Origin of the sequence: Nonomuraea sp. NPDC004580 (assembly GCF_040609855.1) — a bacterium.
In the GTDB taxonomy this organism is placed as follows: Bacteria; Actinomycetota; Actinomycetes; order Streptosporangiales; family Streptosporangiaceae; genus Nonomuraea; species Nonomuraea salmonea.
This window is the reverse complement of sequence record NZ_JBEXLH010000021.1, coordinates 83,864-99,468: the sequence shown is the minus strand read 5'-3', so window position 1 is coordinate 99,468 and position 15,605 is coordinate 83,864. Positions and strand designations below refer to the sequence as shown.

General features: G+C 72.0%; 16 protein-coding genes and 1 pseudogene. 8 read left to right on the top strand and 9 right to left on the bottom strand.

The genetic code is table 11. The annotated features are described in order from the left end of the window. The first annotated feature begins 59 nt into the window (after positions 1–59). The 3 genes and pseudogenes from ABZW11_RS22620 to ABZW11_RS22610 form a co-directional block, all read left to right on the top strand. Positions 60–503, top strand: coding sequence for a hypothetical protein (locus ABZW11_RS22620; protein ID WP_355420161.1), 444 nt, complete (start codon positions 60–62; stop codon positions 501–503). Positions 504–568: 65 nt separating this feature from the next. Further along, positions 569–1,069, top strand: coding sequence for a WYL domain-containing protein (locus ABZW11_RS22615; protein ID WP_355420158.1), 501 nt, complete (start codon positions 569–571; stop codon positions 1,067–1,069). Positions 1,070–1,155: 86 nt separating this feature from the next. Then, positions 1,156–1,839, top strand: a pseudogene (locus ABZW11_RS22610) (serine hydrolase); the annotation flags it as partial. A 318-nt stretch (positions 1,840–2,157) separates the two neighbouring features. Here ABZW11_RS22610 and ABZW11_RS22605 read toward each other — a convergent pair. The 3 genes from ABZW11_RS22605 to ABZW11_RS22595 are packed head-to-tail and all read right to left on the bottom strand — an operon-like array spanning position 2,158 to position 3,747. After that, positions 2,158–2,367 carry a zinc ribbon domain-containing protein gene (locus tag ABZW11_RS22605; protein ID WP_345409330.1) on the bottom strand — a complete coding sequence of 70 codons (210 nt, stop codon included), beginning with the start codon at positions 2,365–2,367 and terminating at the stop codon, positions 2,158–2,160. An 18-nt stretch (positions 2,368–2,385) separates the two neighbouring features. Further along, on the bottom strand, positions 2,386–3,183 hold the full coding sequence (locus ABZW11_RS22600) for a GNAT family N-acetyltransferase (RefSeq protein WP_355420155.1): 798 nt from the start codon (positions 3,181–3,183) through the stop codon (positions 2,386–2,388). 57 nt (positions 3,184–3,240) lie between these two features. Further along, the gene (locus tag ABZW11_RS22595; protein WP_345409331.1) at positions 3,241–3,747 is read right to left on the bottom strand and encodes an HNH endonuclease; all 507 of its coding nucleotides are present in this window, start codon (positions 3,745–3,747) and stop codon (positions 3,241–3,243) included. A 283-nt stretch (positions 3,748–4,030) separates the two neighbouring features. On the opposite strand from ABZW11_RS22595, the gene ABZW11_RS22590 reads away from it, so the two are divergent. Further along, positions 4,031–6,088, top strand: coding sequence for a prolyl oligopeptidase family serine peptidase (locus ABZW11_RS22590; protein ID WP_355420152.1), 2,058 nt, complete (start codon positions 4,031–4,033; stop codon positions 6,086–6,088). Positions 6,089–6,122: 34 nt separating this feature from the next. On the opposite strand, the gene purU is transcribed toward ABZW11_RS22590, so the two are convergent. Continuing rightward, entirely contained in the window at positions 6,123–6,977 is an 855-nt protein-coding gene (gene purU, locus ABZW11_RS22585; protein ID WP_355420149.1) for a formyltetrahydrofolate deformylase, read from the bottom strand. Positions 6,978–7,152: 175 nt separating this feature from the next. Between purU and ABZW11_RS22580 the strand changes: the two genes are divergently transcribed. From ABZW11_RS22580 to ABZW11_RS22565, 4 genes are read left to right on the top strand one after another with little or no spacing between them, the layout of a single operon-like run. Further along, on the top strand, positions 7,153–8,103 hold the full coding sequence (locus ABZW11_RS22580) for an inorganic phosphate transporter (protein ID WP_355420146.1): 951 nt from the start codon (positions 7,153–7,155) through the stop codon (positions 8,101–8,103). 23 nt (positions 8,104–8,126) lie between these two features. Further along, entirely contained in the window at positions 8,127–8,759 is a 633-nt protein-coding gene (locus ABZW11_RS22575) for a DUF47 family protein (protein ID WP_355420143.1), read from the top strand. Between the two features lie 22 nt (positions 8,760–8,781). Continuing rightward, positions 8,782–9,120: a helix-turn-helix domain-containing protein gene (locus tag ABZW11_RS22570; protein WP_355420140.1), complete on the top strand. Its 339-nt coding sequence runs from the start codon at positions 8,782–8,784 to the stop codon at positions 9,118–9,120. Next, a complete protein-coding gene (locus ABZW11_RS22565) occupies positions 9,117–9,602 on the top strand; it encodes an NUDIX domain-containing protein (protein ID WP_355420137.1) in 486 nt (161 codons plus the stop codon). The genes ABZW11_RS22570 and ABZW11_RS22565 overlap by 4 nt, the downstream gene beginning before the upstream one ends. A gap of 49 nt (positions 9,603–9,651) precedes the next feature. Here the strand turns inward: ABZW11_RS22565 and ABZW11_RS22560 are convergent, their stop codons facing one another. The 5 genes from ABZW11_RS22560 to ABZW11_RS22540 all read right to left on the bottom strand — a co-directional run bounded on the left by ABZW11_RS22560 (position 9,652) and on the right by ABZW11_RS22540 (position 15,383). After that, a complete protein-coding gene (locus ABZW11_RS22560) occupies positions 9,652–10,425 on the bottom strand; it encodes a hypothetical protein (RefSeq protein ID WP_355420134.1) in 774 nt (257 codons plus the stop codon). 87 nt (positions 10,426–10,512) lie between these two features. Continuing rightward, positions 10,513–11,658 carry a pyridoxal phosphate-dependent aminotransferase gene (locus tag ABZW11_RS22555; protein WP_355420131.1) on the bottom strand — a complete coding sequence of 382 codons (1,146 nt, stop codon included), beginning with the start codon at positions 11,656–11,658 and terminating at the stop codon, positions 10,513–10,515. A 71-nt stretch (positions 11,659–11,729) separates the two neighbouring features. Then, entirely contained in the window at positions 11,730–12,182 is a 453-nt protein-coding gene (locus tag ABZW11_RS22550; RefSeq protein WP_355420128.1) for a hypothetical protein, read from the bottom strand. Between the two features lie 31 nt (positions 12,183–12,213). Continuing rightward, positions 12,214–13,932 (bottom strand): tetratricopeptide repeat protein, encoded by a 1,719-nt coding sequence (locus tag ABZW11_RS22545; protein WP_355420125.1) that lies wholly within the window; start codon positions 13,930–13,932, stop codon positions 12,214–12,216. A 197-nt stretch (positions 13,933–14,129) separates the two neighbouring features. Continuing rightward, positions 14,130–15,383: a DMT family transporter gene (locus ABZW11_RS22540; protein WP_355420122.1), complete on the bottom strand. Its 1,254-nt coding sequence runs from the start codon at positions 15,381–15,383 to the stop codon at positions 14,130–14,132. Positions 15,384–15,605: the final 222 nt, after the last annotated feature.

Sequence of the window (15,605 nt, the reverse complement as noted above, 5' to 3'; positions counted from 1 at the left end):
GGCGGGGGTCCTCTCGTCTCCCAGGGAACCGATCTACGCAGTCCGGCATCTCATCCCACATGAGGTCATATCTGCGGGCGAGCGCGTGGCTGGCCGCGTACGTCGCAGGCGTGCCCGCGCTGTGGCTGGTCGCGGTGGTCGTCGCGTTATGGGGACGGCCGTGGGTGGCGTTCGCGGTGCCCTATCTGGGGCTGTTCGGCCTGGCCTTCCTCGTGGGGCTGATCCCGCTCGCACTGCTGCGCTTCCGGCCGGCCTGGCTGCGGGCGCTGGCGGCGGCCGCGGTCGTGTACGCGCTGGCGTCCTTCACGCCGGTCATCGCCGAGATGACGCGGTACCCGTACCACGTGGTCAGGTGCGGTGGCCTGCCGGTCGTCGCCTCCGGCTTCATGGCCGCCATGACCTACAACGTCCCCGGCGACGAGTTCTACGCGACGCCGCTGCAGGACAGGTTCTTCTGCACGAAGGAGGAGGCCCGAGCCGCCGGATACCGCCACTACCCCTGACGCGATGGGGTGTCCTTCCGGACAGGTTTTCGAAAAATGTCGGTCGTCATCTCTATTGTTGGGGTATGACGACAGTCGTGAAGCACGATACTCGCCCGCTGACGACCGCCGAGATCGCCGCACTCGCACTCTCCCTCGCCCACCTCGGAGCGGGGCCCCAGGCCGTCACCGCACGGCGTGGCCTGCAGCACGCATTCGAGCACCTCGACCTCGACGACGACGTCATCGCCACCACGCTCACGACCCTCACCGAGCCGCTGCCGGCCGACGTCGCCGCGCGCGCCAGGCTCATGGCCGACGCCATCACCAGCCGGCTCAACGTCCGCCTGCACTACCGCGACGCCTCCGGCCGCGTCACCGCGCGTGACGTGGAGCCGGTGACGTGCCTGGTGCACCGCGAATACTGGTACCTCGTCGGCGTGTGCAGGATGCGCCGGGCGATCAGGGCGTTCAGGTTCGACCGGATCATCGCGGTCGAGCCGACGCTCACGCCGTCCAGGCCGCACCTGGCCGACCGGTTCCTGCCGTTCCAGCGCCGCAAGCGGCGCGCCTCCACAGCCGCATGATCCAGGGTGCCTGACGCGGGAGAACTGGCCGGGGTTTGACCCTGCTCGCCCCGGCCGTTGGGGTGGCGGCTGGCAGGCTCCCGCACATGCGCGTACGGGAGTTGTCGCTGTTCGCCGCCCTGCTGGTCACCCTCCCAGGCGGTGCCGGGCCGCCTGACCCGCCCTCGAGCCTTCCTGTCCGGTACGCCCCCGAGCCGGGCGAGGGTTCGCCGCCCACCGACGTGTGGCGAGCCCTCGACCTCAAGCTGGAGCGCTACCTCAGCGGGCGGCCGGGACGGGCCGCGCTGGCCGTCCACGACCGTACGACGGGCGTCAGGTACGCCTTCCGCGAGCGCGCCTCGTTCCTGCTGGCCAGCGTGGCCAAGGTGGATATCCTGCTGGCGTTCCTGCTGGACGGGCACGGCCGGCGGCTCAGCGCGCACGAGCGGCGGCTGACCTCGCGGATGATCCGGCAGAGCGACAACGACTGCGCCCGCGAGCTGTACGCGGCGATCGGCGGCGCGCCCGGCCTGGCGCGGACGCTGCGCCGGCTGGGCGTGCGGCACACCACGCCCGGCGCGGACACGTCGTGGGGCTACACCCGCAGCCGGCCCTCCGACCAGGTGGAGGTGCTGGAGCGGCTGGTCGTGCCCGGCGGGCCGCTGCCCGACCGCGAGCGCCGCTACGCGCTGGAGCTGATGTCGTCGGTGGAGCCGGCGCAGGCATGGGGCGTCAGCGCGGCGGCGGCCGGCGGCGAGGTGGCGCTGAAGAACGGCTGGCTGCCCGCCGCGCGGCACGACGGGCTGTGGACGGTCAACAGTGTCGGCCGGGTCATCGTCGCCGGCCACGACCTGCTCATCGCCGTGCTGTCGGAGCGCAGCCCCACTATGGAGGCGGGCGTCACGACGGTCGAACGACTGTCGAGACTCGCCGTCACCACCATCACGGAACAGCCGACGGCGACGGGGCCGACGGCGGGAGAACCGGCGGCACCGCAGCCGCCGACGGCGGGCGAGCCGTCGGCGCCAGGGCCGACGGCGCCAAGGCCGACGGCGCCAAGGCCGACGGCGCCAAGGCTGTCGACGCCGGAGCCGGCGGGTGGGGCGGGGCTAGGAGGCGCAGCAGCCGCCGCCGCAGCAGCCACCCCCACCGCCACCCTTGGGCGCGGCGGCGCTGCCCGTCATCGAGACGGTGGACAGCAGCTTCACCGTGTCGTCGTGCCCCTCGGGGCAGGCGGCCGGGGCGTCGGAGGCCGACATGGGACGGGACACCTCGAAGGTGGAGCCGCAGGCGCGGCACCGGAAGTCGTAACGCGGCATGCAGCCATGGTAACCGCGTCAGGCGTAGGCGACATGGGCGTAGTCGCCGACCGGTTCGTAGCCGATGGCCTGGTAGATGGCGTTGCTGGTGGGGTTGTCAAGGTCGGTGAAGAGCACGATCTGCGCCTGGCGCTCGTCGGTCCCCGTACGGCTGGCGTACGCCGTGACGGCGGCCCCGTAGCCGCGGCGGCGGCGTGAGGGCGGCGTGTAGACGGGACCGATGCGGCACACCCCGCCGCACGACGGCGAGAGCCCGGCCAGCGAGACGGGCGCGCCTTCGTCCTCCCACACGAACAGCTCCCTGCCCGCCAGCCGCCTGGCCACCCGCTCGACGACGTCGCCCTCCGGCATGCCGGTCTCTTCGCCGAAGGCGTGGTACCAGCTCACCAGCAGCGGGAAGTCGCCGGGCACGCAGGGACGGCCCTGGCCGGAAACATTGGGGACGGTGAGCGTGCCGAGGCGGTAGAGCCGCTCCGACACCACCCGCGCGGGCTCACCGAGCAGCCGGACGGCCGCGTCGACCACGTCGAGCGGCCCGACCAGCACCGGCAGGTCGCCGCCGAGCGCGTCCACCAGCGGGGCGACCGCCTCCACGGGCACCGAGAAGAGCCCGACGGGATGCGGCGGCGTACGGAAGACCGCCCCGCGCACCTCGCCGCCGGCCGACCACCAGCCGAAGAGTGGATCCTTGGCCGGCATGCCGGCTCGCAGACCGGCCAGCACCGTCAGCGGGACGGTGTTGCGCACCGGGTCGCCGAGCAGGAACGGCTCGGCGACCGCGGCGTACGCCTCGACGTCGGAGGTGAAGGTCCACATGCCTGTCCATGCTGTCAGGCGGTGGCCTCCACCATCAACGCCGTTTCACACCCCGGCTCATGCGGCCGCTTCGAGGTAGGGCGCCCATTGCGGGTCGCCGACGAGCGAGGCGCCGATGAGCCGCCAGTGGGCGCCCCGTGGCACCGCGGGGTGCACGCGCAGCGTCCACCCCAGCTCCTCCAGGTACTTGTCGGCCTTCCTGTGGTTGCACGTGGTGCACGAGGCGACGCAGTTCTCCCAGGTGTGGGCGCCGCCCCGCGACCGGGGGATGACGTGGTCGATCGTCTCGGCCTTCTGCCCGCAGTAGGCGCAGCGGTAGTCGTCGCGCCGCATGAGGGCGGCCCTGGTCAGCGGAATGCGGGAACGGTAAGGGATGCGGACGTATCTCCGGAGCCTGATGACCGAGGGCACGTCGAGCGTGCGGCTCGCGGAGCGCAGCACCGCGCCCCTGCCGTCGCGGTGGACGACCTCGGCCTTGTCACGCAGCACCAGGACGATCGCCCGATGCAGCGACAGGGTGGTCAACGGCTCGTAGGTGGCATTCAGCAGCAGGACCTGGCGCATCATCGGGCCTCTCCCTGCTGCGCGCGTATCAAAGGGGACATGCCGCGGCATGTCCCGACTGTCGGCCCCTCCTGGGGCACTCGTGCTTCCGTCACGTGGACCTCCGCCGGACGGTCCGACGGGTGGTCACCACGGCACCGTCCTGTCACCAAGTCTGGCGTTTGCACCGCGGTCCCCGCCACCCCAAAAATCTCTGCCCGGAATGACCAGAGGGACGCACGGTACGTTTTATGCCCGCTCGACCAGCACTTTACGCATGCCCGTTGGCAGTAGGGTTCGGTCCATGACGCGAGAGCCGTACCCGAGCGCACGCCGCGAAGACACCGTCGACATCCTGCACGGAACCCCTGTCCCCGACCCCTACCGCTGGCTCGAGGACCCGGACAGCCCCGAGACCAAGGGGTGGCTGGACGCGCAGGCCGAGCTCTATGCCAGGGAGCGGGGGCCGCAGCGGTTCAAGAGCCGCATCGCCGAGCTGCTCAGGTCGGGCTCCGTGGGGGCGCCTGCCTGGCGTGGCGAGCGTCACTTCTTCTCCCGCCGCACGCCCGACCAGGAGCACGCGGTCTACTACGTGGTCGATCCCGACGGCACCGAGCGCGCGCTGGTCGACCCCATGGAGCTTGACCCGTCGGGGCTGACCACGCTCGACGCGGTGCAGCCCGACAAAGAGGGGCGGCTGCTGGCGTACCAGATCTCGGTGGGCGGCGACGAGGAGTCGGTGCTCTACGTGATCGACGTCGCGACGGGTGCTCGCGTCGAGGGACCGATCGACCGCTGCCGCTACTCCCCCGTGGCGTGGCTGCCGGGCGGTGAGGCGTTCTACTACGTGCGCCGGCTGCCCGGCATCGAGGTGCCCGAGGACGAACGGCAGTTCCACCGCCGCGTCTACCTGCACCGCATCGGCACCTCCACCGAGGACGACGTGATGATCTTCGGGCAGGGCATGAAGATGACCAACTACTACGGCGTCTCGGTCTCCCGCGACGGCCGCTGGCTGCAGGTGTCGGCGTCCGAGGGCACCGCGCCGCGCAACGACCTGTGGGTGGCCGACCTGACCGAGTCGCCGATCGACCGGCCCGAGCTGCGGGTCGTGCAGGAGGGCGTGGACGCGCAGACGGGGCTGGTCTTCGGCCGCGACGGCCGGCTCTACGTGCACACCGACCGCGACGCGCCGCGCGGCAGGGTCTGCGTCACCGACCCCGCCGAGCCCGGCTACGAGAGCTGGCGCGACCTCATCCCCGAGGACCCCGAGGCGGTGCTGAGCGACTTCGCGATCCTCGACGACCTCGACCGCCCGGTCATGCTGGTCGGCTGGACCCGCCACGCCATCAGCGAGATCACCGTGCACGACCTCGCGACGGGCGAGCGTGTCGGCGAGGTGCCGACGCCGGGGCTGGGCTCGATCGGCGGCATCGTCGAGCGTCCTGAGGGCGGCCACGAGGCGTGGTTCGGCTACACCGACAACACCACGCCGCCCACCGTGCAGCGCTACGACGCGCGGACGGGCGAGACCACGCTGTGGGCGGCCTCGCCGGGCGTGGTGGAGGTGCCGCCGGTCCGTACGGAGCAGGTGGTCTACCGCTCACAGGACGGCACCGACGTCCGCATGCTGATCATCTCGCCCGAGGGCGAGGCGTCCGGCCCGCGGCCCACCATCCTCTACGGCTACGGCGGCTTCGGCCTGTCCATGACGCCCGGCTACTCCGCCACGGTCCTCGCCTGGGTGGAGGCCGGCGGCGTCTACGCCATCGCCAACCTGCGCGGCGGCGGCGAGGAGGGCGAGGACTGGCACCGCGCGGGCATGCTGGCCCACAAGCAGAACGTGTTCGACGACTTCCACGCCGCCGCCGAGCACCTCATCGCCACCGGCGTCACCACGCGCGAGCAGCTCGGCATCTCCGGCGGCTCCAACGGCGGCCTGCTGGTGGGCGCCGCGCTGACGCAGCGCCCCGACCTGTACGCGGCCGTGGTCTGCTCGGCCCCGCTGCTCGACATGATCAGGTACGAGAAGTTCGGCCTCGGCGCCACCTGGAACGTCGAGTACGGCTCGGCCGACGACCCCGAGCAGTTCGGCTGGCTGCACGGCTACTCGCCCTACCACCACGTCAAGGAGCAGGTGGCCTACCCGGCGACGCTGTTCACGGTCTTCCAGTCCGACACCCGGGTGCACCCGCTGCACGCCTGGAAGACGTGCGCGGCGCTGCAGCACGCCTCGACGTCCGACCGGCCGGTGCTGCTGCGCAACGAGGCCGAGGTGGGCCACGGGGCCCGCGCGGTCAGCAGGTCGGCGGACCTGTGGGCCGACACGCTGACCTTCCTCGCCAAGCACACCGGGCTATAGCCTCGAAGCATGAGCGAGCTGGGGCGTATCGGCCCTAGCGCGGGAAGATGATCGTCTTGTGGCCGTCGAGCAGCACCCGCTGCTCGGCGTGCCACTTGACCGCCCTGGCCAGCGTCACGCACTCGACGTCGCGCCCCATCGCCACCAGGTCCTCGGGCGAGTGGCTGTGGTTGACCCTGACCACCTCCTGCTCGATGATCGGGCCCTCGTCGAGGTCGGCCGTCACGTAGTGGGCGGTCGCGCCGATGAGCTTGACGCCGCGGTTGTGGGCCTGGTGGTAGGGCTTGGCGCCCTTGAACGACGGCAGGAACGAGTGGTGGATGTTGATGGCCCGGCCCGCCAGCTTCGCGCAGAGCTCCTCCGACAGCACCTGCATGTAGCGGGCCAGCACCACCAGATCGACCTGATAGTGCTCGACCAGCGCCATCACCTCGGCCTCCTGGCGCGGCTTGGTCTCGGGGGTGACCGGCAGGTGGTGGTAGTCGATGCCGTTGGACTGCGTGAGCGGGCGCAGGTCGGGGTGGTTGGAGACGACGGCGGCGATCTCGATGTCGAGCGCGCCCGACCGTACGCGGTAGAGCAGGTCGTTGAGGCAGTGGTCGAACCTGCTCACCATGATGAGCACGCGCGGCTTGCGCGCGACGTCGCGCAGCCTGAACTCCATCGCGAAGTCGGGCGCCAGCGCGGCGAACGCGGCGTTGAGGTCGTCCTCGCCGAGCGGTGACGAGAACTGCACGCGCATGAAGAAGCGCTGCCCCACCCTGTCGCCGAACTGCTGGCTCTCGATGATGTTGCAACCGCGTCCGGCGAGCAGGCCGGAGACGGCGGCCACCACACCGGGCCGGTCGGGACAGGACAGCGTCAGGATGTATTCGGCGGGGCTGGTCATCGCTTCACTCTCGGGCTGTGGGCGGTCACGTCGAGGGTACCTGGGAAGTCTTCGAGCAGTGATGCTGTTACTTGCGTTTCAGGGTAGTTAGTCGGTTGCAACCCGGCCCGATACCGTAGGTGACCTCTAGGGTGTCCCGCCGCAGGCAGGCGGGGCGGAGATGGAGCATGTGCCTTTGGAAGCCGTCGTACTGTTCGTGGTGGCCGGTCTCTTCGCCGTCGTGTCGGGGATCAATGACGGAGGCGCGCTCGTCGCGACAGGGCTCAAGCTGCCGACCGTGCGACCGGTGACCGGGGTGCTCGTCCTCGTCGTGGCCGTGGCCACCGTGCCGCTGCTCACCCACCAGGTGGCGCTGACGTTCGTCAACCGGCTGGCCTCCTTCGACGAGCCGGGCGCCCGCGTCGCGATGACGATCGCGGTCATCGCGGCGCTGATCGTGGTGACCACGCTCAGCGCGAAGGGCCGCCCGACCAGCCTCACCCTGGCCGTCGTCGGCGGGCTCACCGGAGCCGGCCTCGGCTGGGGGCTGCCGGTCTCCGGCGGCTCGGTCGCGCTGGTGCTGGCGTTCGGTGTGGCGGCGCCCATCGTCGGCGGGCTCCTGGCGTGGGTGCTGATCCGGGTGCTGGTCGCCGCCACCACGGCCCGCGGGCTGTGGCGCTGGCACTGGGCCGGGTTCCTGCTGCAGACGCTGGCGTACGCCTCCAACGACGCCCAGAAGATGCTGGCCGTGTTCATGGTCGCGGCCGGATTCACCGGGGCGCCGGTCACGTACACGGTGCTCGTCGCCGCGCTGTTCGGCATCGGCACGATGTACGGGCTGCCAAGGGGCGGCCGCACGCTGAGCAGGGAGATCATCGTCTCCCGGCCCGCGCACGGCGTGGCCGCCGAGCTGTCGGCGGGCACGGCGGTGATCGCGTCGGCGGCGGCCGGCATGCCGGTGAGCATGACCCAGGCCATCGCGGGCGCGCTCATCGGCGCGGGCGTGGCACAGGGCGGCGGGCGGGTGCGCTGGTACGCCGCGGGCAAGATCGTGGCGGCCTGGCTGCTGACGCTGCCGGCCAGCGGGCTCCTCGGCTGGGGACTCGCTCTCCTGATGAAGGGATTCGCGGGCGTGAGGTGGACGTGACGGTCTTCTTAGTAGGGGGTGCCGTGAAGCGACTGAGGCGGATCAAGGACCTCATGACCGGGCGCATGGACAGTGCGCTCACCGAGGCGTTGCTGGGCCAGCTCGAGGCCACGAAGGAAGGCGCGTGGCTGGCCATGGCGATGATCGGCGGTGAGGTCGGCAGGACGGGCGCGCACGAGCAGATGCGCTCGATCGAGCACCTCGGCGACGAGGAGCGGGCCCGCCTCATCGACGAGCTCAAGACCGCCCTCGTCACCCCCATCGACAGGGAGGACCTGTTCCGGCTCTCGCGCTCGATCGACGACGTGCTCGACTCGCTGCGCGACTTCGTCCGCGAGTCGCACCTCTACCGGGTGCCCGACCAGATCCGCTTCACTCCCCTTCTCGACCAGGTCATCGTGGGCATCGACGCGCTGGAGAACGCGGTGCGCGACCTCGCCTCCCGGCCGTCCGTGGTCGCCCAGGACGCGCTTGAGGCGAAGAAGGCGGGCGGGGCGATCAGGCGGATGTACCAGTACGAGATCTCCCGCATCTTCTCCGGCGAGCTGACCGCCGAGGCCATGAAGCAGCGCGAGCTGGTGCGCCGGCTGGAGATCGTGGGCGTGGCCATCGGCGAGGCGGCGGACGCGATCGCCGACGGCGCCATGAAACGGTGACCAGGTAGGATGTTCGACTGTTATGGACCAACCTGTCCGGAGCAGGAGCCGCGGCCTCACGCACACCGCGCCCGCCGAGGTCACGCTCCAGGCCGCCCTCGACGCGCTCGCCGACCCGATCCGCCGGCGCATCGTGCGTGAGCTGGCCGGGGTGCCCGACTGGGAGCGGCCCTGCGGCACGTTCAACCACCTGCCGGTCGCCAAGTCCACGCTCAGCCACCACTTCGCCGTGCTGCGCGGCGTCGGGCTGCTGGAGCAGCGCGACGAGGGGGCGCGGCGGCTCAACCGGCTGCGCCGGGCCGAGTTCGACGAGCGGTTCCCCGGGCTGCTGGCGCTGGTCGTCGGCGAGGAGGGGTCGTGAGCGACGTCCAGGACACTCCCGCCGCGCGGGTCGTCTGCCTCGACCGTGACGGCCGAGTGCTGCTCATGCACTGGTACGACCGGGTCGCCGGCGCCGACCTCTGGGAGCCTCCCGGCGGCCGGCTGGAACCCGGCGAGACGCCGCTCGACGCCGCCAGGCGCGAGCTGACCGAGGAGACCGGGCTGCCCGGCGCGGCGGTGTCGGAGCGGATGGTCGAGGTCGAGCGCGACTTCACCTGGCTCGGTGTCCGTTACGTCCGGCGCGAGCCGTTCTACCTGGCCCGCTTCGACGAGGCCCGTCCCGAGGTGGTGCCCGACGCGCTGACCGACGAGGAGCAGGCCGGCCTCCTCGGTCACGTGTGGGCCGAGGAACTGCCCGAGACCGTCGACCCGCCGCAGCTCGCCGAGATCGTCGCACTGCTCACCCGCGACCCGGGCGAGCCTGAGGCCCAGCGACTCTCCCGCGACCCCCGGCGAGCCTGAGGCCCAGCGACTCTCCCGCGACCTCCGGCGAGCTCAGGTCCGAGCGCGGTCAGCCGTGGCCCAGCTCGGCCATCGTCCGCGTCATGAGGCCGCGCAGCAGCTCGCCCGCCACCTTGTCGTGGCGGTCCTCCACCGACAGGCCGGTGGTGACGCGCTCGCGGTAGACCTCACGCTCGTGCGCGTCGGTATAAGGCAGCGCGGTCATCGCGACGACGACGCTGACCCTGCTGCCCCCGTGGGGCAGGACGGCCACCGCGTGCGTACGCAGGCACGTCTCGTCGGGCCCGCCGTACCAGCCGCACTTGACCGCGGCGCCGGGCCGGCCCACGGCCTCACGCGCCCCGAACGTCTGCGAGTCGGGCACCTCCGCCATCCAGCCGAGCACCGCAGCCGCCACCGGGTCGCCGGTCGCGGCGGCCTGGGCGAGCACCGCGTACGCGGCGGCCACCTCGCCCGCCGCGACCTCCACCGAGCCGAACCGCGACGGGTCGCCGTTGGGCGGCTCCCAGCGCACGCCGGTGCGCTCGCACAGGTCGTCGAGGATGACGCGGGGCCCGACCGACAGCCACAGGCCGAGCGTGTCGGTGTTGGAGGAGACGACGACCGCGGGCTCGGCGTGCCCGCGCCACCGCTCGGCGTCGGCGATGCGGCCGGCCGCCACCCAGGCGTAGAGCGGCTTGAGCAGGGAGGCGCAGCGCAGCCTGGTCGGCCCTGAGCCGACCGCGACCGTGCGGGGCGGCGGCCCGCCGTAGCCGCGCCTGATGCCCGCGGCCTGCGCGCCGGCGCCGTGATCGAGGGCGTCGAGCAGCTCGTAAAAACTCACCCGCCAACCGTAGACCCACCGGCGGCCCCCTCCCGCCATGCCACGCGCTCACTCCAGGGCCTCACTCCAGGGCCTCATTCCAGGGCCTCACTCCAGGGCGGCGGCGAAGCGGGAGCGCAGCTCGGACAGGCGCTTGACGGGCTCGTTGCTGAAGACCAGGCGGACGTAGCGGGGCGCCACGTGCTCGCCCCACGCCGTCATGGGGGTGGCGGCGATCCTGCCGCGTTCGAGGAGGCGGGCCGACAGCTCGGGCGCGGACAGGCCCATGGCCTCGGCGTCCACCAGGCAGGACCAGCCGCCGCCGGCCCGTACCAGCGGCAGGTCGGCGAGCTGCGCGGCCACCGTCTCGTGGCGCGCCCGGTACTCGGCCACCGCCTCGGCGACCCCCGACGGCTCCCTGAGCGCAGCGGCGGCGCCGAACTGGTGGAAGCCGCTGGCCACGGTCGTGTTGTAGATGCCCGCGACCATGATCCGGGACATGATGTCGGCCGGGCCGGCCACCCAGCCGATGCGCCAGCCGATCATGCGGTACTCCTTCGACATCGAGCCGATGATGATCGTCCGCTCGCCCAGGCCGTCCACCCGGCACGGGTTGATCAGCGGGTGGCCGTCGAAGACGATGCGCTCCATGGCCGCGTCATAGATCAGGTACGCGCCGGTGCGCTCGCACACCTCCGCCACCGCCGCCCAGTCGTCATGGTCGAGCACCACACCGGACGGCATCGACGGGCTCATCAGCAGCAGCGCCGCCGCCGTCCGCACCTGCGACAACGCCTCGCGGTCGAGCCGCCAGTGGCCGTCATGCACGCGCAGCGGCACGAGATGGGGGTTCGCGCCGGACAGGCGGACGCGCTGGAGCAGACCTGCGTACGTCGGGTCGGTGAGCACCACCGGGTCGCCAGGCTCGGTGGTGGCGAGCAGCACCGGCATGACCGCCGACGTGCCGCCCGAGGTGATCGTGATCTGGCGCAGCGGGTCGTAACCGAGCCCGGTGCGCCGCCGCAGGTCGTCCGCGACGGCCTCGCGCAGCTCGGGCAGGCCGGTGAAGGGCAGCCAGCTGTTGCCCGTGCCCTCCTCCAGCGACCTCCGGGTGGCCGCGACGGCGGCGGGCGGCGGCGGGACGTCGGTGTCGAGGTTCTCCAGGCGCAGGACGTCGGGATCGGCGCCGGCCTCGGCCGCCACCCGGTCGATGTCGAACGGCTGGACGTGCGCGAAACGGGAGTTGGGGCGCATGGCAGCACCTCCGTGAAGGAAGGAGTTCCGTATACGGAACGTCCGTCATCAGGGGGCTGCTGTCAAGGGGGTCACAGGTCGTACAGGGTGAGTGCGGCGGCCAGCGCGGCGGGTATCAGGGCGGCCACCACGGTGAGCGCGGCGATCCGCGCCCCGCGCGCCGCCCTCGGCTCCGTCATCAGGGCCGCCAGCGCCCCCGCCGCCCCGAAAGCCGCGCCGGTCGCCAGCACGTGCGCGAGCGTGGACGTCCACGACGGCACGGCCTCCGCCGCGATCCTGATCACCACGAACGTCCCCATTGCGACCAGCGCCACCCGCCGCCCCGGCCGCACGTCCACCCGGTCCAGCGCGTACGCCGCCCCCGCCAGCCCGGCCAGGCTGATCACCGCGAGCACGGCGATCGACGGCACCAGGCATCCCCGGTCCGCGCACCCGACGCCCGTCCAGGCCAGCCGGACGCTGGCCCACCACCACACGCCGAGCACCCCGCACACCGCCGCGGCCCGCCCGATTCGCCCCGTCATGCCCCTCATGCTGCCACCCCGGCCGGCGGAGTCAGGGCTGGGCGGCCCGGTGGTCGTCGGCATCGGCCTCCGCGTGCCGGTTGAGGGTGCGCAGGACGAAGGCGCGGTTGGCGTACAGGTCGGGCTGGGGCTGCAGGGCGATGGCCCGGGTGAGGTCGGCGAGAGCGCCTTCCAGATCGCCGGTCGCGTAGCGCAGGATACCCCGGTTGCCCCAGGCGGCGGCGAGGTCGGGGGCGCCCTCGACGGCGCGGTCGAGCGCGTCGGCGGCCTCGGCCAGGCGGCCGGCGGCCGTCTCCAGCTGGCCGAGCACGGTGAGCAGGTGCGGGTTGCCGGGCGCGAGCGCCAGCCCCGCCTCGACGTCCGCCCTGGCGGCCTCGTCCCGGTCGAGCGCGGCCAGCAGGCCCGCGCGGTTGATGTAGGCGTCGAGGTAGGAGGGGTCGAGCTCGATCACGTGCCCCAGGTCGGCCAGTGCGCCGTCGGTGTCGCCCCGCACCGTACGCAGCTCCGCCCTGTTGTAGTACCCCTCGGGCAGCGGCGGCCCGGCGTCGATCGCGCGCTCGAAGTCGGCCAGGGCCTCGTCGTGGCGGCCGAGCCGGAAGAGCAGGTTGCCGCGTTCCAGGTGATAGTCGGGGAAGCCCGGGTCGAGGGCGATGGCGGCGGCGTAGTCCTCCAGCGCCTCCTTGACCTGCCCGCGCCCGGCCAGCAGCTGGGCCCTGTTGGCCAGCAGCACCATCCGGTGCACCGGGTGCCGCGCGCCGAGCTCCCCGGCCAGCTCGATGGCGGACTCGACGAGGGCCAGCGCGGCGTCCGCCCGGCCTTCGCGCAGCTCGACGAGCGCCAGCCCGTTGCGGTCGAAGCCGAGCTTGAAGGCACGTTCTGCGGGGTCGGGCAGCAGGCGGGAGACGGCGATGGCGAGGTTGAGCCAGGCGCGGGCGCGGGTCAGGTCGCGCCGGGCGGGGTCGGGGTGGCGGGCGTCGAGCATGGCGGTGCCGTACGCGGCGGCGGCGTGCATGGCCGGGTCCTGGCTGGCCAGGCGTACGCGGTCCCAGAGGGCGCGGGCCTGCGCGGTGCGCCCGAGGCCGCCGAGCGCGGTGGCGGTGCGCTGCGCGAAGCGCCACCACAGCTCGCCGCCCGGCTCCGTGGCCGCCATGCCGAGCTCGCCCAGCTCGGCCACGGCGTGCAGGAACCCCTCGCGCATGCACCGGTCCACGAGCTCCCACAGCTCGGCCGGGTCGCGGTGGTCCTGCGGCGGTTCAGGGCCGCCGGAGTAGACGGTGATCGCCAGGATGGCCGGCGGCACCCGCCGCATCAGCACGTCGATCAACTCGGTGTCGGTGGGGTCGGCGGCGGCGGCGTTGCACACCATGACGGACGAACCCGGCGGCACGGCGTCGCGGACGAACTCGGCGATCCCGTTGGCCAGCCGCAGCGTACGGCGGGGCGCGGGCACGAGGATGCGCTCCTCGTCGGAGAGCCCGGCGTCGATCGTGCCCCTCGGCGCCTTGCCCCGCGCCCTCACCAGGCCGGCCAGCTCGGGCGCCGCCGCCAGGATCTCGATGTCGTGTGCGGCCACCAGATCGGGGAAGTCCCGCAGGGCCGCCGGCACCAGATGGCTCAGCAGGGCGGAGGCGAAGGCGTAAGGGCCGCGCGGCCGTCGATGCGCGTCGATCATCGGCATCTCCGGCCGCGCGGCCTCGGTTAGAGCGGGTGGATCGCCCAGGACCTTGAGGTGGGACCTCTCCTCAGTCACCCCTTGTGAATGACGCTGGAGGTCCCTGCGAGCCTCGCGGTACCAGGCTTGCGGACGACGATGCGCTTCATGACGTGCCTCTCCACTCGGGGGTAATCACCCATTATTAGGGCACCTCACCGAATAGCAAGGTTTATTCCGAATAAGTGGGAGGCTAATGGATAAAATGCACTTGCCTTTCGAATGGTATGTCTAACCTATTCGGAGCGAAACCAGCGCTGCAATCTTGTGGTATGAGCCTGCTGCTCGGAATCCTCCATGAGATCGCACAGGCACCGTCCGAGCAGCGTGACCGACTGGCAGCACCCCGGCCCGTTCTTGGCCCGCACGATGCGGGTGGCCCGGTTGAGCAGCCGTTCGAGGCTCGGCTCCGCGCCGCCCTTGAGCGAATGGGCCTGCCAGGGGCAGGACGCGGCGTCCGTACAGGCGCTGGCGGCGACATAGGGCACGGGCCCGCTCCGCAACCGCAGCCGGTCCTCCCGCTTGACCCGCTGCTCGGCCAGCGCCTGCGCGGCCCTGCGGGCGATCGTCAGCAGGTGACGGCGGCCACCGTCGTCGTCTCTCGTCACGGAGCGTGACGGTAGCGCGAACAACGTCGCCCCGCCCATCAGCGCGCCGCCCACGATCATGCCCCAGCCCATCGGCTCGTCGAACCAGATCACCGCGATCGCCGCCACCCACACGGGCTGGGTCGACATGAGGATCTGGCTCGGCATCGCCGACAGGTACTTCTGCCCGTACGAGCGGGCCAGGAAGCCCAGCGCGCACGACACCACGGACAGGTGGGCGAGGATCGTCCAGTCGGGCAGGCCGGCCGGCAGGGTGATCCCGTCGCGTACGGCGAAGCAGCCGGTCAGCACCCCGATGGTGAGCAGCTGCACGGTGGTCAGGCCGTACGCGGGAAAGCCCGACGGCCGCTTGGAGAGGTGGGCCAGAAAGAGGGTGTGGCCCGAGTACAGCGCGGCGGCGAGGAGCGTGACCCCCAGGGCCGGCAGCGACATGTCGTCGGTGTCCATGCCGCGGACGAACGCGAACACCCCCATGCCGGCCAGCGCGAGCACCACCCCCGCCCAGATCCGCCGCGCCACCCGCTGGCGGTACAGCACCAGCGTCAGGATCGGCGTGATGATCACGCTGCACCCCACCGCGAACCCCGACACCGCCGACGGCAGGCTGTCCAGCGCCACCGCCTGAGCCGCCTGCCCGACCCCGAACAGCACCCCCAGCAGCACGCCGTGCAGCCAGGAACTCCACGACATCCCCCGCAGCCCCCGTGGCCTGATGACGAGCAGCGTGAGCCCCGCGACGAGATAGCGCTCGGCGAGCAGATCCTCCACCGGTAAACGGAGAATGAGGTCTTTCATCAGCGGGAACGCCGACCCCCATGCGGCGCTGACGAACAACAGAAGCACGGCTCCCAGTAGGGGGCGGGAAGCGGGCACACCTGCCATGGAGAAAGCATGGCACTACTATTCGCGACGTCAGATGTACAGGGAGCAGCCGGTGAGGGTTGCTTACACCTCAGTGGTAAGAGCCTCACCCGCAGGTTCGTACAACCTTATCCGCAGGGGCCGATACGGCATGATCGGACATTTCCTGCTTGAGATGCGGCCCGGAATGCCGAGGCCGTGGAATGTCCGGAAAGAGAGCCGGCGGGCATGGCACGCCGGTGT

Excerpts from the sequence above, each read along its gene's own strand:
- ABZW11_RS22540 (WP_355420122.1), bottom strand. The coding sequence starts at position 15,383 with ATGGCAGGTGTGCCCGCTTCCCGCCCCCTACTGGGAGCCGTGCTTCTG.
- ABZW11_RS22555 (WP_355420131.1), bottom strand. The coding sequence starts at position 11,658 with ATGCGCCCCAACTCCCGTTTCGCGCACGTCCAGCCGTTCGACATCGAC.
- ABZW11_RS22550 (WP_355420128.1), bottom strand. The coding sequence starts at position 12,182 with ATGACGGGGCGAATCGGGCGGGCCGCGGCGGTGTGCGGGGTGCTCGGC.
- ABZW11_RS22620 (WP_355420161.1), top strand. The coding sequence starts at position 60 with ATGAGGTCATATCTGCGGGCGAGCGCGTGGCTGGCCGCGTACGTCGCA.
- ABZW11_RS22605 (WP_345409330.1), bottom strand. The coding sequence starts at position 2,367 with ATGCCGCGTTACGACTTCCGGTGCCGCGCCTGCGGCTCCACCTTCGAG.
- ABZW11_RS22600 (WP_355420155.1), bottom strand. The coding sequence starts at position 3,183 with ATGTGGACCTTCACCTCCGACGTCGAGGCGTACGCCGCGGTCGCCGAG.
- ABZW11_RS22595 (WP_345409331.1), bottom strand. The coding sequence starts at position 3,747 with ATGCGCCAGGTCCTGCTGCTGAATGCCACCTACGAGCCGTTGACCACC.
- ABZW11_RS22590 (WP_355420152.1), top strand. The coding sequence starts at position 4,031 with ATGACGCGAGAGCCGTACCCGAGCGCACGCCGCGAAGACACCGTCGAC.
- ABZW11_RS22615 (WP_355420158.1), top strand. The coding sequence starts at position 569 with ATGACGACAGTCGTGAAGCACGATACTCGCCCGCTGACGACCGCCGAG.
- purU (WP_355420149.1), bottom strand. The coding sequence starts at position 6,977 with ATGACCAGCCCCGCCGAATACATCCTGACGCTGTCCTGTCCCGACCGG.
- ABZW11_RS22570 (WP_355420140.1), top strand. The coding sequence starts at position 8,782 with ATGGACCAACCTGTCCGGAGCAGGAGCCGCGGCCTCACGCACACCGCG.